The sequence below is a fragment of the Heyndrickxia coagulans DSM 1 = ATCC 7050 genome (genome assembly GCF_000290615.1).
GTDB lineage: Bacteria > Bacillota > Bacilli > Bacillales > Bacillaceae_C > Weizmannia > Weizmannia coagulans.
The window spans coordinates 1-16,141 of record NZ_ALAS01000208.1; the positions used below are offsets into that span (position 1 = coordinate 1).

Annotated in this window: 14 protein-coding genes; 13 read left to right on the forward strand and 1 reads right to left on the reverse strand. The window is 50.0% G+C overall.

All coding sequences use genetic code 11. The features are described from left to right. Positions 1-179: 179 nt before the first annotated feature. A complete protein-coding gene (locus IC21_RS11420) occupies positions 180-647 on the forward strand; it encodes an MIP/aquaporin family protein (RefSeq protein WP_019720375.1) in 468 nt (155 codons plus the stop codon). A gap of 49 nt (positions 648-696) precedes the next feature. Here IC21_RS11420 and IC21_RS11425 read toward each other — a convergent pair whose 3' ends face one another. Further along, complete coding sequence (locus tag IC21_RS11425; protein WP_029141478.1) at positions 697-927, reverse strand: manganese catalase family protein; 231 nt, start codon at positions 925-927, stop codon at positions 697-699. A 146-nt stretch (positions 928-1,073) separates the two neighbouring features. On the opposite strand from IC21_RS11425, the gene IC21_RS11430 reads away from it, so the two are divergent. The 12 genes from IC21_RS11430 to IC21_RS11485 all read left to right on the forward strand — a co-directional run bounded on the left by IC21_RS11430 (position 1,074) and on the right by IC21_RS11485 (position 15,952). Beyond that, positions 1,074-1,532 carry a hypothetical protein gene (locus IC21_RS11430; RefSeq protein WP_029141477.1) on the forward strand — a complete coding sequence of 153 codons (459 nt, stop codon included), beginning with the start codon at positions 1,074-1,076 and terminating at the stop codon, positions 1,530-1,532. Positions 1,533-1,547: 15 nt separating this feature from the next. Next, positions 1,548-1,874 (forward strand): P-loop NTPase family protein, encoded by a 327-nt coding sequence (locus IC21_RS11435; RefSeq protein WP_017553001.1) that lies wholly within the window; start codon positions 1,548-1,550, stop codon positions 1,872-1,874. 164 nt (positions 1,875-2,038) lie between these two features. After that, positions 2,039-3,076: an N-acetyl-gamma-glutamyl-phosphate reductase gene (argC, locus tag IC21_RS11440; RefSeq protein WP_013859431.1), complete on the forward strand. Its 1,038-nt coding sequence runs from the start codon at positions 2,039-2,041 to the stop codon at positions 3,074-3,076. Between the two features lie 39 nt (positions 3,077-3,115). Beyond that, a complete protein-coding gene (argJ, locus tag IC21_RS11445) occupies positions 3,116-4,357 on the forward strand; it encodes a bifunctional glutamate N-acetyltransferase/amino-acid acetyltransferase ArgJ (protein WP_019721366.1) in 1,242 nt (413 codons plus the stop codon). A 64-nt stretch (positions 4,358-4,421) separates the two neighbouring features. Next, positions 4,422-5,210, forward strand: coding sequence for an acetylglutamate kinase (gene argB, locus IC21_RS11450; protein ID WP_029141476.1), 789 nt, complete (start codon positions 4,422-4,424; stop codon positions 5,208-5,210). Beyond that, on the forward strand, positions 5,203-6,399 hold the full coding sequence (locus IC21_RS11455) for an aspartate aminotransferase family protein (RefSeq protein WP_029141475.1): 1,197 nt from the start codon (positions 5,203-5,205) through the stop codon (positions 6,397-6,399). Before argB ends, IC21_RS11455 begins: the two co-directional genes overlap by 8 nt. 30 nt (positions 6,400-6,429) lie before the next feature. Beyond that, positions 6,430-7,506 (forward strand): carbamoyl phosphate synthase small subunit, encoded by a 1,077-nt coding sequence (locus IC21_RS11460; RefSeq protein ID WP_029141474.1) that lies wholly within the window; start codon positions 6,430-6,432, stop codon positions 7,504-7,506. After that, positions 7,493-10,696: a carbamoyl-phosphate synthase (glutamine-hydrolyzing) large subunit gene (gene carB, locus IC21_RS11465; RefSeq protein WP_029141473.1), complete on the forward strand. Its 3,204-nt coding sequence runs from the start codon at positions 7,493-7,495 to the stop codon at positions 10,694-10,696. Before IC21_RS11460 ends, carB begins: the two co-directional genes overlap by 14 nt. 17 nt (positions 10,697-10,713) lie before the next feature. Beyond that, entirely contained in the window at positions 10,714-11,664 is a 951-nt protein-coding gene (gene argF / locus IC21_RS11470; protein WP_029141472.1) for an ornithine carbamoyltransferase, read from the forward strand. 71 nt (positions 11,665-11,735) lie between these two features. Continuing rightward, positions 11,736-12,950 (forward strand): argininosuccinate synthase, encoded by a 1,215-nt coding sequence (locus tag IC21_RS11475; RefSeq protein WP_014098237.1) that lies wholly within the window; start codon positions 11,736-11,738, stop codon positions 12,948-12,950. A 186-nt stretch (positions 12,951-13,136) separates the two neighbouring features. Beyond that, on the forward strand, positions 13,137-14,519 hold the full coding sequence (gene argH / locus IC21_RS11480) for an argininosuccinate lyase (RefSeq protein WP_029141471.1): 1,383 nt from the start codon (positions 13,137-13,139) through the stop codon (positions 14,517-14,519). Positions 14,520-14,767: 248 nt separating this feature from the next. Further along, positions 14,768-15,952, forward strand: coding sequence for an LL-diaminopimelate aminotransferase (locus IC21_RS11485; protein ID WP_029141470.1), 1,185 nt, complete (start codon positions 14,768-14,770; stop codon positions 15,950-15,952). Positions 15,953-16,141: the final 189 nt, after the last annotated feature.

The following is a 16,141-nucleotide window of genomic DNA, read 5'->3' on the forward strand; positions in this document are numbered from 1 at the left end:
AACAGGCCTTTATGGCCTTTTTTTTTTTTTTTTTTTTTGTCCTGGGGATCCAGGTTCAGGCATCCCTTTGCCCGGAACGGATAAAAAGCCCTTTCATCCGGCCACTTCGGATGCCGGAAAAAATAGATACATATTGCAATCGCGATCTTTCATAAATATATGATAAGAGCAATGCCAATATGGATAAAGGAGACAGGGGAATTTTGCAAATCAGAGAAATGGCAACGGAATTACTAAAAAACGCCGGGTGCACCGCCCATTTGAAAATAAAGAAACAGTTCCCAGGCGGGCGTCTCGTTGGCGGCAAATATCATCCGCACACCCATACGATTACGCTGTATACAGAGACAATCCGGCGGCAATGCGAGCTATTGTTTGGGAGCTGCAAATGGTTTATGTCTTACACTACGATTGTGCTTGCACATGAAATCGGCCATGCGATGGATGAAAATCTGCCTGCATTGTCCGCCGCCTTTGAAGAGTCCGGGCGTTTGCCGGAAAAGCAAGCACTGGCGCTTACGATTGAACAAAATGCGTGGGATTTTGCCGGCCGGCTGGTTCCCGCGCATCTTAGGCCGCTTTTTCAAAAAATCATGGATGAGTCGCTATCTGCTTACCGCCAGCCGGTGATGGCGGGTGCGCATTAAGAAAAAGCAAAAAACCGGGAGAAGGCTTGCCTTCTCCCGGTTTTTTGCTTTATTTAACGGTTGGCAGTGTCCCGTGCACATAGGGCGGTGCCGGTTGTTGCCCGACACGGTCATTGGTTGCAAAAGGTTCGACGAATTTAAATTCGCCTTTTCCATCCATGCTTTCGCCACTCGCCCATCTCCCTTTGGCACTTTCTTTGCCTTCCGAATGATTGATAAAAAGATGGCAAAATTCTTCGGGTTCCTGATCAGGCGGGTATGTGCTCGGTACGACAAACATCTGCTCCTACTCCCGTACCAGTTTTGCCTTGCAATTTTTGTCTACCCGCGGGTTAACAGGTTAAACATTCCGGCTTCAGTGTTTAAGAACGGGGCAAAAAGGCAATATAAAAAGAAATCTGATTTACATACAAGGGGGAACTTACGATGCAAAATACCGCTGCGAAAAAAGAAAATTATTTTGAAAAAAATAAATCGAAAGTGGATATTCACGTGTTCGACAAGGAAGGCTCCCGCCCGTTTGCAAACTTCCCTTTTTCCAGCCGGAAAGTGTATGAGTTTTTCGATTATACGCTGCGTACACCGCTCGAAAAAACAGATGCTTTCTATGAAATCTTAAAAATGCCGTTTGCATGTGAGATTTGGATTTTGCCGGTAACCGAAAAATCCTCCAATTTTATGCGGGAAATTCAAGAACCGAAAACCGCCGCTTTGTTTTCCTTTTTGGCGAAAGTAAAAGACACCATTCAGCGCGACCGCATCTTTATTGTCACAGATCAAAGCCATGCAGCGGCATTGGCTGAAGAAATGGAAAAGCTCGGCTTTACGATGACGGAACCCGGCACGGCGGAACTGGAAAAACTCGTCATTTCTTTCGGAAATTGACATGGGGACACGCGTATGCATTTAATTGGAATTTTTGCCGGACCCGGGGAAGCAGCAGAAGCCGTTTTACAGCATCATAGAGAAAATGTGCGCATTACTGTCATTGCCAACAATGATGCGGCCCTCCGTGAAGTCGGACGTGAAGCCGGAAAAGGCGTAAACGGAATATGCCTTCATACGGATGTGGATCTCATGGACGAACTGAAAGCACTGTTCAAAAAAGAAACATATCCGGAAAAAATATTGGAAAAGATCCTTGAACTCGGAATTCCGCTTGAAATTGCCACCCGGTATGTCGGTGCGGCGGCAAACGGAAAAATCGTCGTATTGGCAAACGAATAATCTTTCCTTGCGGACAAAAAAGATCAAGCCCTGCCAAATGCAGGCCTTGATCTTTTTTGTTATTCGCGAAAATGAAAAGTTTCTATTTTTTTATATTTTTAGCCTTGTATAATCATGCAGATTGAATTATAATAATGCACATACATAACAATAGGGAGATGAAAATGTTGAAAATAGGGATTGTCGGGGCAAACGGATACAGCGGCGCGGAACTTGTCAGACTTCTTGCCCGCCATCCCCGCGCACAACTGGAAATGTTGATATCGCATCGCACAAAAGGCACGATGCTGACCGCACACTACCCGCATTTCCAGCACATCACCGAAGCCGAACTGGAAGACATGGTTCCGGATGAAATCGCAGGCAGGGTGGAACTATTGTTTTTCGCAACGCCATCCGGGGTAGCAAAAAACTGGGTACCGCGCTTTGTTGAAAAAGGTTTAAAGTGCATCGACCTGTCCGGGGATTTCAGACTGGGCGGGGAAGCGTACAGGCAATGGTATAAACGCGAACCCGCCCCGCAAAAAGAGCTGGACAAAGCAATCTACGGCCTTGCTGAAATGAATGCGGACAGGATAAAAGAAGCGCAATTGATCGCCAATCCCGGCTGCTTTCCGACCGCAGCGCTTTTAGGGCTTCTCCCGGCTGTTCAAGAGGAGCTTATTGACACTTCCTTTATTGTGATTGACGGCAAAACCGGTGTTTCCGGCGCGGGAAGAAACCCTTCCCTAAGCAACTTATTTACTGAAGTAAATGAAAATACCGGCGCGTACAAAGTCGGCAGCCACCAGCATACACCGGAAATCGAGCGGTTCATCAAGGAGTTTGCCGGAAGGGAAGCGAAAATTTCGTTTACGCCCCATCTCATTCCGATGACAAGGGGGATTCTTTGCACGATATACGCGCCTTTAACAAAAAAAGTCACCACTGAAGATGTGCGCCAATATTATAGGAAAGTGTATAAAGGCCGGAAATTTATCCGGATCAGGCCGGCCGGTTCTTTTCCATCTACAAAGGAAGTATACGCCTCAAATTACTGTGATATAGGCGTCCATGCGGATGAACGGACGGGAAGGCTCGTGGTCATTTCTGCCATTGACAATCTTGTAAAAGGTGCAAGCGGGCAGGCAGTCCAAAATATGAATCTGCTTTTCGGGCTGGAAGAAGATACAGGGCTCAAGTCTATTCCGGTTTATCCATAAGGCAATCTTAAACATACCGTTTATATATGGAGGATGGCAATGAATCAATTATATGAGAAAGAAAGTACTGCATTTTTTACCAAAACGGACGGAAACATCTCGAGCCCGGCTGGATTTTTTGCCGGCGGGCTCCATTGCGGCATTAAAAGAAAACGCCCGGACCTTGGGTGGCTTTACTCCGCTGTCCCGGCACAAGCGGCTGCGGTCTATACGACGAATCAGTTTCAGGCAGCGCCCATCCAGGTCACAAAGGAAAGCATTGTGGAAAGCGGGAAGCTGTCCGGCATCATTGTGAATTCGGGAAATGCAAACTCCTTTACAGGCAGTGAAGGCCTCCGCCACGCCCGCCTGATGCGGAAATGGTTCGCCGCCCAAATCGGCGTAAACGAAAACCAGGTCGGCGTTGCCTCAACAGGTGTCATTGGCGAGTTTTTGCCGGTTGAAAAAATTGAAACCGGCATCCGCCGTATCGATAAAGGAGAGGGGGCGTCCCATCCAGACCTTTTTGAAAAAGCGATACTCACGACGGACACCTTTCAAAAACGCGCCTGCGCAACACTTGAAATTGGCGGGAAAACGGTCACCGTTGCCGGCTGCGCCAAAGGATCGGGGATGATCCATCCAAACATGGCAACGATGCTCGCTTTTATGACGACAGATGCCAAAGTGGAAGCGGCTGCATTGCAAAACCTGCTGAAACAAACGGTCGATGAAACGTTCAATATGATCACGGTGGACGGCGACACAAGCACAAATGACATGGTGATTGTGATGGCAAACGGGCTGGCCGGAAATGATACGCTTTCATACGCACACCCGGATTGGAAAAAATTTGCAGAAAGCTTTGCCTATATTGCCCGGGAACTTGCCAAACAAATTGCAAGGGACGGGGAAGGCGCGACGAAACTGGTTGAAGTCTGTGTAACCGGGGCTGAAACGGAAAAAGAGGCGCAAGCAGCCGCAAAAACCGTTATCGGCTCAAATTTGGTAAAAGCCGCTATCTTTGGCGCCGATGCGAACTGGGGAAGGATTATCAATGCGATCGGATACAGCGGCGTCCAAGTGGATGAACAGGCGCTTTCTGTCCGTATCGGCGGGATTTCCGTAGTCGAAAAAGGCATGCCGGCTTCCTATTCCGAAGACGAGGCACATGCCTATTTAAAGGAAAATGACAAAATCTGTATGGCCATCGACCTCGGGGCCGGAACTTGCCAGGGTACGGCGTGGGGATGCGACCTGACCTATGATTATGTGAAAATCAATGCCACTTACCGTTCATAATGTTGGTGCACACATTTTTGCATAATTATACAAGATAATAACTATTTATAAGGGGTGGGCCAAATTGGCATACGTTGTCATCAAGTGCGGCGGCAGCATCCTCCATCAGCTGCCGGATGCATTTTTTGAAAATCTGGTGCAAATCAAAGCGCGATTCGGGCTTGATCCTGTTATCGTCCACGGCGGGGGGCCGGCGATATCGACCATGCTGGAAAAAATGCAGATCAAGTCGCAATTCAAAAACGGGATGCGTGTCACAACCGAGCCGGTGTTAAACGTCGTTGAGATGGTGCTTTCCGGTTCCATCAACAAATGGATTACGCGCCGGCTCTCACAGGCGGGGGCCAAAGCGGTCGGCATCAGCGGAACCGACTCAGGGCTTTTAACAGCCAGAAAGATTGAGGCACCCAATCTCGGGTATGTCGGGGAAATCGAATCGGTAAATGAACAGGTGCTGCATGCTTTATTGCGGCAGCAGTTTATCCCGGTCATTTCCCCGGTTGCGGCGGATAAAAACGGCCAGCGCTTGAATGTCAATGCTGATTTGGCGGCAGCCGCGGTTGCCCGAAAAATGAACGCGCGTGTTTGGATGGTGACGGATGTCCCCGGGGTCATGATGGAAGGGAAAGTGCTCCCTTATCTTACCCCCGGGCAGGTTGACGGGCTCATCCAAAAGCAAGTCATTACTGGCGGCATGATTCCAAAAGTCCGGGCAGCAGTGGAATGCATCCGGTCCGGCGTAAAAGAAGTGGTGATTGTGGACGGGACAGAAGAAGACAGCCTCCTGTTTTTGGCAGGCGGCGGAAAAACCGGGACGAAATTTACAGGGAACGGGGTTTTGATCGATGGATAAGATGGCGCAAACGGTACAGAAACAAGCACTTATGCAGACGTACAGCCGGACGCCGGTAAAGTTTGTAAAAGGAAAAGGCAGTTATGTATGGGATGAAAACGGAGAAAAATATTTGGATTTCACTTCGGGCATTGCCGTTTGCAATCTCGGCCATGTCCCCGAAAAAGTAAAAAACAAAGTGGCCGGCCAGCTAGACCGAATCTGGCATACTTCCAATCTGTTTGAGATCGGGCCGCAGGAAGAGCTGGCTGAAAAACTGGCAGCTTTAAGCGCATTTGACCGGGCGTTTTTTGCAAACAGCGGCGCGGAAGCCAATGAAGCGGCGATCAAACTGGCCCGCCTCGATGCAAAAAAACGCGGCAAATCGGGGCCCATCGTCACCTTTAAGCATTCGTTCCACGGCCGGACACTCGGGACATTGTCGGCAACGGCACAGGAAAAAATCCAGCATGGCTTTGAACCGCTTGTGCCGGGATTCATCTATTTGCCGTTTAACGACATTGCGGCACTCCGCGATCTCGCAAAAATAAAGCCCATTGCCGTCATGTTTGAACTGATTCAGGGGGAAGGCGGCGTCATTCCGGCAGAACAGGAATGGGTGGATGCCCTTGTCCGCGCGTGCAGGGCGAACGATTGTGCAATCATTGTGGATGAAGTGCAGACGGGCATGGGCCGGACCGGTACACTGTTTGCCTATGAACAGTACGGCTTCGAACCGGATATCATGACGCTTGCAAAAGGGCTGGGGTCTGGCATTCCGATTGGCGCCATGCTCGCGAAAGAAAAAATTGCGCAAAGCTTTACGCCCGGCACGCACGGCAGCACTTTTGGCGGCAACCCGCTATCCGCGACAGCCGGCCTGGCGACACTTGAAACGTTTGCGGAAGAGGATATCATCGAACATGTCCAAAAACAGAGCATCGATTTTTGGGCAAAACTGGAAGAGTTGAAAGCACAATTTCCTTTTATTAAAGAAATCCGCGGAAAAGGGCTGATGGCCGGCCTTGAAACGGAAATGGAAGCTGCGACAATCACCCGGGTGGCATTGACCGAGCATTTGCTTGTATTAACAGCAGGGCCGCATGTGGTCCGCCTGTTGCCGCCGCTTGTGATTACGGAAAAGGAAACGGCGCTTTTTGCCAAAAAAATGCAAACGGTTTTTGCCAAGGCAAACCAAAACGATCTTTAACCGGCAAAGAGACAAGGGAGGACAGAAAACGTGGCAAGAGGATATCTCATTCTTGAAACGGGAGAAATTTTTGAAGGCTTTTTTGCGGGAAATCCCGCTGAAACAACGGGAGAAGTGGTATTTAACACCGGCATGACGGGATATCAGGAAATGATGACCGACCCGTCGTACACCGGGCAGATCCTGGTGTTTTGTTACCCTTTAATTGGCAATTACGGCGTAAACGGCGATGATCACGAAAGCAAAAGCATCTCGGCGCGCGCGGTTGTGACCGGCGAAATATGCGCAAGCCCGAGTTTTTATAAAGTAGAAAAAACGGCCCTTTCCTTTTTGGAAAAGTCGGATGTCCCTTGCCTTTCAGGGGTGGACACGCGCGCGCTTGTAAAAACGATCCGCAAACGCGGCACTGTGCGCGGCCTTGTTTCAACGTCCCGCGATCAAAAAGTGCCATGCGGCGGTGATGAATTTTTCGTAGCCGAAGTTGCCATAAAACAACCGGAAACCTATGGAGACGGCCCTTTGCACATTGCTTTGATGGATTTCGGCTACAAAAAATCCATTCTGCAATACTTGCTTGACCGCAACTGCAAAGTGACCGTCGTACCCTTTGATTTTACGGCAAAACAAATGGCGGAACTTGCACCTGACGGCATTGTCATTTCAAACGGCCCTGGGGATCCTGCTAAACTGGCCGAGTGGCTGCCGGAAATCAAAAAAGTGAGCGCCGCTTACCCGGTGCTTGGCATTTGCCTCGGACACCAGCTATTGGCACTCGCTTACGGGGCAAAGACGAAAAAGCTGCCGTTCGGCCACAGGGGCGGCAACCACCCGGTTAAAGATTTAAAGACAGGCAAAGTGTTGATGACGGCCCAAAACCATGGCTATGTTGTCGATGAAGCATCACTTGCCGGGACGGAACTGGAACTTTCCTTTAAGAATGTGAATGACGGCACGGTTGAAGGCTGCATCCATCCGGACTTGCCGGTTTTCTCCGTCCAGTTCCACCCGGAAGCGCATCCGGGGCCGCGTGATTCCGAATACATTTTTGACCAGTTTTTACAACGAGTACAACAAAGAGCGGGAGTTTTGTCTTATGCCATTCAATAAATCGATCAAAAAAGTGCTTGTGATCGGCTCCGGCCCGATTGTCATCGGCCAGGCCGCCGAATTTGATTATGCGGGGACGCAGAGCTGCCTCGCCTTGAAAGAAGAAGGGATTGAGGTCGTGCTTGTCAACAGCAATCCGGCAACGATCATGACAGATGAAGAAATGGCCGACCGGATTTATTTTGACCCCCTGACGGTGGAGTCGATAGAACAGATTTTACAAAAAGAGCGTCCGGACGGCATTATCGGGACATTGGGCGGGCAGACCGGCCTGAATCTCGCCGTCCAGCTCTATGAAGCGGGGATTCTCGATAAGTACGGGGTACAATTGCTCGGGACGCCGGTGGAATCGATCCAGAAGGGGGAAGACCGCGAAAAATTCCGCCAGTTGATGCTTGATATCGGGGAACCGATCCCGCAGTCAAAAATTGTGGAAAATATGGAGGACGGGCTGGCGTTTGCGAAAAAAATCGGCTATCCCGTCATTATCCGCCCCGCCTATACGCTTGGCGGCTCCGGCGGGGGATTTGCGGCCAATGACAAGGAACTGCGGGAAGTGCTGCAGCGCGGCCTTGACCTGAGCCCGATCCACCAGGTGCTGCTTGAAAAAAGCATCAAAGGCTGGAAAGAAATTGAATACGAAGTCGTGCGCGATGCAAACGACACGTGCATCATTGTCTGCAATATGGAAAATATCGATCCCGTCGGGGTGCACACGGGCGACTCGATTGTGGTCGCGCCATCGCAGACTTTATCGGATGTGCAGTACCAGCTGCTCCGGGACGCTTCTTTAAAAGTGATCCGCGCGCTCGGGGTGATCGGCGGGTGCAACATCCAGTTCGCGCTCGATCCGTGTTCCGACCAGTACAATATTATTGAAGTCAATCCGCGCGTCAGCCGGTCATCCGCCCTGGCTTCGAAAGCAACCGGTTACCCGATCGCCCGCATTGCGACGAAATGCGCAATCGGCTATCATCTGGATGAAATTTTAAACCCGGTAACCGGCAACACGTTTGCCTCCTTCGAACCGGCCCTTGATTATGTTGTCGTAAAAATTCCGCGCTTTCCGTTTGACAAATTTACGGAAGCGGACCGGAAACTTGGCACGCAAATGAAGGCGACCGGCGAAGCGATGGCGATCGACCGCACATTTGAAGGGGCGCTTAACAAAGGGATCCGTTCGCTTGAACTCGGGCTTTCAGGCCTTTTCTATCCGGCGCTTGCCGAAAAACAGCCGGATGATTTGGTCCCGCTTTTGACGGAAGCGACCGATATCCGCCTGTTTGCGGTGGCAGAAGCGATGCGCAAAGGCATGGCGCTTTCTGACATTGAAAAATACACGGAAATCGACCGCTGGTTTCTTGAAAAAATAAAAAATATTGTGGATATGGAAGAAACATGTAAACAATATACGATCGATGCCATACCGGATGCTTTGCTGCGCGCAGCTAAAAAAATGAACATCAGTGATGAGTGTCTTTCGGCATTATGCGGATGCAGCGAAAAAGCGGTGCGCGAAAAAAGAAAACAACTCGGGCTTGTGCCGGTTTATAAACTTGTCGACACCTGTGCCGCCGAGTTTGAGGCGCAAACGCCGTACTACTATTCCACCTGGGGCGGCCGGGATGAAGTGGAAGTGTCAAACCGCCCGAAAGTGCTGATCATCGGTTCCGGCCCGATCCGCATCGGGCAGGGGATTGAATTTGATTACTGCTCGGTCCATGCCGTTATGGCGCTCAAACAACTTGGCTATGAAACGATTGTCGTAAACAACAATCCGGAGACGGTCAGCACTGATTTTTCAATGGCGGATAAATTGTATTTTGACCCGCTGCGCCCGGAAGATTTGCTGCATATTATTGAAAAAGAGCAGGTGGCCGGCGTCTTCACGCAATTCGGCGGCCAGACCGCGATCAATGTCGCATCGAGCCTTGAAGCGGAAGGCGTGAAACTGTTTGGAACGAACGTGGAACAAATCGACCAGCTTGAGGATCGCAACCTTTTTTACAAGCTGCTGGATGAGCTTGGCATTCCGCATATTAAAGGGCATACCGCCTATGATGCAGAAGAACTGAAACGGGCAGCAAAAGACCTTTCGTTTCCGGTGCTTGTCCGCCCGTCCTATGTTATTGGCGGACAGTCAATGTTCATTTTTTACCACGAAGACGAACTCAACGCTTATGCTGGTGCGTTGAAGTACGCAAGCGAAAAAAGCTGGCCGCTTATGATTGACCAGTATTTGCCGGGTACGGAATGCGAACTCGACTGCATTTGTGACGGGGAGAAGGTGCTCATCCCGGGCATTTTTGAACATATTGAAAAAGCGGGCGTCCACTCCGGCGACAGCATGGCCGTTTATCCGCCCCGGCACTTAGGACCGTCTGTGCAGGAAACGCTTATCCGGTATGCCGAAAAAATCTGTTTAAAGGGCAAAATCAAAGGCATTGCCAATATCCAGTTTTTAATTTATGAAGGGACCGTTTACGTGCTGGAAGTGAATCCGCGTGCTTCAAGAACCGTCCCAATTTTAAGCAAAGTCACCGGCATTCCGATGATTGATCTCGCCATTGCCGTACAACTCGGAAAACCGCTTGCGGAAAAAGGGCTTCCTGCACCGCCGGAACTTGTCGCCGTGAAGGCACCGGTATTTTCCTATATAAAACTGAAAGATGTCGACCCTGTTTTAGGGCCTGAAATGAAATCAACAGGCGAGGTGCTTGGCCTTGCCCGGACATTCGGGGAAGCACTCGAAAAAACGCTTCTGTCCGTCCATGACCCGGTGTTTGAGCCGCCGCTTGAAGAACAATTTGTATTTTGCTCGGTGACGGACCGCGAAAAAGCAGCCGCGCTCCCGGTATTGAAAACACTGGCGGACAGAGGCTACCGGATTGCCGCAACGGAACATACGGCCCGGTTCCTGGCGAAAAACGGCGTGGCGGCGGAAACAGTGACCTTTAAGGATGCCCCCGCCTTTTTCGAACAGCAACCCGTGACCGCTGCGGTGGTCATCCCGACAAAAGGGCGGGACCAAAGAAGGGGCGGCAGCAAGCTGCGTGAAGCAGCGATGCGTTTCCATATTCCGCTGTTTACCTGTCTGGATACATTGGAAGCCATTACCCGCTATGCCACAGGGACAACGCCAAAAGTGGCCCCGCTTCACGATTTTAACCGTATAAAAGCAGAAGTTTAGCAGAAAGGAAGATACAGATGGCGACATTGGCCCGTACGAAAAAGAAAGATTTTTTAACAATCGGCGCGCTGCAGGAAGAGGAGCTGAACGATCTGCTCCAGGAAGCGGCCGCTTTAAAAAAAGCGCATAAAGAAGGGAAGGAGACCCCGTACTTAAAAGGGAAAGTGCTCGGTATGATTTTTGAAAAATCATCCACGCGCACCCGGGTTTCATTTGAAGCCGGCATGCTCCAGCTCGGCGGCCACGCTCTTTTCCTCAGTTCAAGGGATATTCAGCTCGGGCGCGGTGAGACGATCCATGACACGGCAAAAGTGTTGTCGCGTTATGTCGACTGCCTGATGATCCGCACATTCGCGCACGAAACCATCGAATCTTTTGCGCGCCACGCAGATGTCCCTGTGATCAACGGGCTGACCGATCTGCACCATCCGACCCAGGTTTTGGCCGATTTGCTGACCATTCAGGAATATAAAGGACAACTGGCCGGGCTCAAAATCTGCTACCTCGGGGACGGCAATAACAATATGTGCCACTCATTGCTCGAGGGGGCGGCAAAGGCGGGTATGCATATGTCCGTCGCTGCCCCGGAAGGCTATTTGCCGAATGCCGGCATTCTTGCCGGGGCTCAAAAAGAAGCGGCCAAAAAAGGGGTCTGTATTGAAATGGGCCAAAACCCGGAAGAAATGATCCGGAATGCCGATGTGGTCATCACCGATGTGTGGGCGAGCATGGGGCAGGAAGACGAAACGAAGAAACGGCTCGAAGATTTACAAGATTATCAGGTAAATGAATCATTATGCAAACTGGCAAAAAAAGATTTTCTTTTCCTCCATTGCCTGCCCGCCCACCGCGGCGAAGAAGTCACGGAGGCGGTCATTGACGGCCCGCATTCCGCGGTTTTTGACGAGGCGGAGAACCGGCTCCATGCCCATAAAGCCATTTTAAAAAAACTACTGGAAAATTTTTAATGAATCCGATATAATGGGTGTATAAAAATTCAACTTCAATATTAATTATACAAAGAGGCAGGGAGAGAGAAATGGCAAAGGAAAAAATTGTATTGGCCTACTCAGGCGGTTTGGATACATCCGTATCGATTAAATGGATTCAGGAAAAATACGGCTATGATGTTATTGCGCTTGGCATTGACGTCGGCGAAGGCAAAGATTTAAATGCAATCCGCCAGAAAGCGCTGAATGTCGGTGCAATCAAAGCTGTGATCATAGACGGGAAAGAAATGCTTGCAAAAGATTATATATTGCCGGCATTAAAGGCAAATGCGCTCTATGAAGGAAAATATCCGCTGTCTTCTGCGATCAGCCGCCCGCTTATTTCAAAGCTTTTGGTAGATGTCGCGGAACAGGAAGGCGCCGTTGCCGTGGCGCACGGCTGTACCGGAAAAGGGAACGACCAGGTCCGTTTTGAAGTGTCCGTTCAGGCGCTGAACCCGAACCTGAAAGTCGTTGCGCCTGTCCGTGAATGGGGCATGACCCGCGATGAAGAAATTGCATATGCGGAGAAAAACAATATTCCGATTCCGGTAGACTTAGATAATCCGTTTTCGATTGATGCCAATATATGGGGAAGAGCGTGCGAAGCCGGCGTCCTTGAAAATCCTTGGAACGAAGCGCCGGAAGCAGCATTCGACTGGACTGCGCCGATCGAAATGACGCCGGATGAGCCAGAATATATTGAAATTACGTTTGAAAAAGGCGTCCCGGTTGCCTTAAACGGCAAAGCGATGGGCCTCGTCCAAATGATCGAAGAGCTGAACCTGACAGCCGGCAAACATGGCATCGGCAGAATCGACCATATTGAAAACCGCCTTGTCGGGATCAAATCGCGCGAAGTATACGAAAACCCTGCTGCAGTCGTGCTGATCAATGCCCATAAAGAACTGGAATTTTTAACGCTGCCACGTGAAGTGACACAATTTAAAACAACGGTGGAACAGCAGTTGACCAAAATCATTTATGAAGGGCTCTGGTATTCGCCGTTAAAGGCCGCGCTCGATGCGTTTGTCGAGGAAACACAGAAAACGGTCACCGGCACGGTCCGCGTGAAACTGTTTAAAGGCACCCACACGGTAGTGGCAAGAAAATCCCCATACAGCCTGTATAATGAAGAACTGGCGACCTATTTGAAAGGCGATTCGTTTGACCATAATGCTGCAGTCGGCTTCATCAAACTGTGGGGGCTGCCGACAAAAGTATTTGCCGAAATCCAGGAAAACGGGAAAGTGTTAAATCAATAAGCCATTTGGCCGTTGTTTCTGATGTTAAATCATAAGCACGGCAAATTTCAAGGTTGGAACCGGCCCGTTCAGGTATTTTTCACCTGTTTACCGGGCCGGGAGAAAACGGTAAAATATCCGGAAGGCTGTGGCGGTTTGCCGTGCAGCCTTCATTTTTTAATTCTATTGCAGCAGGAGGAAATGACATTGTCAAAGCTTTGGGGCGGACGTTTTACAAAGGAAACGAATCAGCTTGTTGAAACCTATACAGCTTCGATCGGATATGACCAAAGGCTTGCTTTTGAAGATATTGAAGGGAGCCTTGCCCATGTCCAAATGCTTGGCGAATGCGGCATTTTGCCTGAGAACGATGTGGAACAGATCAAAGCAGGGCTTCGGAAAATTGCCGAAAAAATTAAAAACGGGGAAGCAGCATTTACAGTTGAGAATGAAGATATCCATATGAATATCGAAAAAATGCTGATGGATGAAATCGGCCCTGCCGGCGGGAAGCTGCATACAGGGCGGAGCCGGAATGACCAGGTTGCGACCGATATGCACCTGTATGTCCGGAAAACGACAAAAGAAATGATCCGCCTGATTGCGCTCGTCCAGGAAGCCATCGTGACGAAAGCAAAAGAAAACAAAGAAACGATGATGCCCGGTTACACCCATCTGCAACGGGCGCAGCCGGTGTTGTTTGCCCACCATCTTCTCGCTTATTTTTGGATGCTGGAACGTGATAAAGAGAGATTTTCAGACAGCTTAAAGCGGACGGACTGGCTGCCGCTCGGTGCCGGGGCGCTTGCCGGGACGACTTTTCCGATTGACAGGGAACGGACGCGCGAACTGCTCGGATTTTCCCGCATTTATCCGAACAGCCTGGATGCTGTCAGCGACCGCGACTTTGTGCTTGAATTTTTGGCAAATGCCGCCATTCTGATGACGCATATTTCCCGTTTGTCGGAAGAACTGGTGCTATGGTCGAGCCAGGAATTCCAGTTTATCGAGCTGGATGATTCTTTTTGCACGGGGTCAAGCATTATGCCGCAAAAGAAAAATCCGGATGTCCCCGAACTTTTGCGCGGGAAAACGGGAAGGGTGTTCGGGAACCTCATCGGGCTGTTGACCGTCCTGAAAGGGTTGCCGCTTGCCTATAATAAAGACATGCAGGAAGATAAAGAAGGCATTTTTGATACGGCTGATACGCTTCAAGGGGCGCTTAAGCTGCTTGCGCCGATGATTGAAACGATGAAAGTGAACCGGGAGAAGATGTTCCGGGCTGTCTCGAACGATTACGCGAATGCAACCGATATTGCCGATTATTTGGCAAAAAAAGGGCTGCCGTTCCGTGAGGCGCATGCGGTGATCGGGCAGATTGTCCTTTATGGCATTCAGCACGGCAAGTATTTGCTTGACCTGACACTGGATGAATATCAGTCGTTCAGCTCGCTTTTTGAAGCCGATATTTTTGAAGTGCTGAAACCGGAACATGTTGTCAAAATGCGGAACAGCGCCGGGGGAACAGGCCATGCACAAGTGGCGGCACAGCTTCAGATGGCGGAAAAACAACTCCGCACACCGGATTGAACAAGCGGCTCTTTGATACATGCAAGCGTGGCTGCGGGATCAAAAGCACAAGAAGCGGGCGTTCTTAAACAATCGCCCGGCTTTTTAACCGGGCCGGATCCTTCGCTTCCAACCTGTAACTGTATGATAACAGCTCCCGGGATGCCGGAAATTGTGGTATAATAAATGATTATAAACGCATTTTATGCTGATGCATCCTGGAACAGGCACACAAAGCCTTGAGGCCGGGAAATTGGGAGGAGAAGCTTTTGGTTGACACTGCAAGACGCATGAACCAGTTACCGACGTTGATTTTCAATGAGCTTTTGGCGTACAAAAAGAAAAAAATAAAAGAAGGCAGCCGGATGATTGACTTAAGCATCGGGAGCCCGGATCAGGCGCCGCCTGCTTTTGTAATGGAAGAAATGGCCCAAAATGCAGCCGACCCGCGCCAATATGGGTATACGATTTCCGGGATCGGGGCTTTCTACCAGGCGGCGGCCCGTTATTACGAACAGTTCGGGGTGAAACTGGATCCTGAACACGAGATCATTCAGCTTGCGGGTTCCCAGGACGGCATTATCCATCTTCCGCTCGTATTTTGCAACCCCGGTGATATCATTCTTGTTCCGGATCCCGGTTATACAGCCTATGAATCAGGGGTGAAACTGGCGGAAGCCGTGCCTTACCCGATGCCGCTTCTGGAAGAGAACGGTTTTATGCCGGATTTGTCAAAAATTCCGGAAGAGGTCGCGAAAAAAGCGAAAATGATGATGCTGAATTTTCCGGGCAACCCGATTCCGGTGCTTGCTGAGAAAAAATTTTTTGAAGAGGTCGTCCGGTTCGCAAAACAATATGATCTCGTGGTCGTCCACGATTTTGCCTATTGCGAACTCGTCTTTAACGGGAAAAAGCCGGTCAGTTTCCTGTCCGTCGCCGGGGCAAAAGATGTGGGGGTTGAATTTAATTCCTTATCGAAAAGCTTTAACTTGGCTGGGGCACGGATCGGTTTTCTGGCAGGGAACCGGGAAGTGATCCGGCTGTTTGCCCAAATGAAATCGCATATGGATTACGGCATTTTTGAACCGGTCCAAAGGGCGGCTGCCGCTGCTTTGGCAAACGGCAGGGAATTCGCACGCCGGAATGCTGCGCTGTATGAGAAAAGAAGGGATTTGTTTGTTTCCGGATTATCCCGGATCGGCTGGGAAATCCGCCCGTCTGATGCCACGATGTTTTTGTGGGCCAAAATCCCCGAAGGCAAAAAGTCCCTCGCTTTTACATATGAACTGATGGACAAAGCCGGCGTTGTGGTCACGCCCGGCAACGCCTTTGGCCCCCACGGCGAAGGATATGTCAGAATCGCGCTTGTACAGGATGAAGAAAGGCTCATGGAAGCTGTCCGCCGCATTGAAAAAAGCGGCGTGCATATGCCGAAAAAAGCGGGACTCCTTTAAGGGGCCCGCTTTTTGCATGTGGTGGCGGATAAGCCGGCTGTCAATGAATATTATGCGAAAAGATTCACATAAATGTGTGAAAATTTTCCGGGTTCCCTGAAGTATGTGTAAAATTTTACTCGAAGGGGCAAATGAGTGGAAAAAAATGGGAAGACACTCTATCATCTAAATGTACACCTTGAATGAACA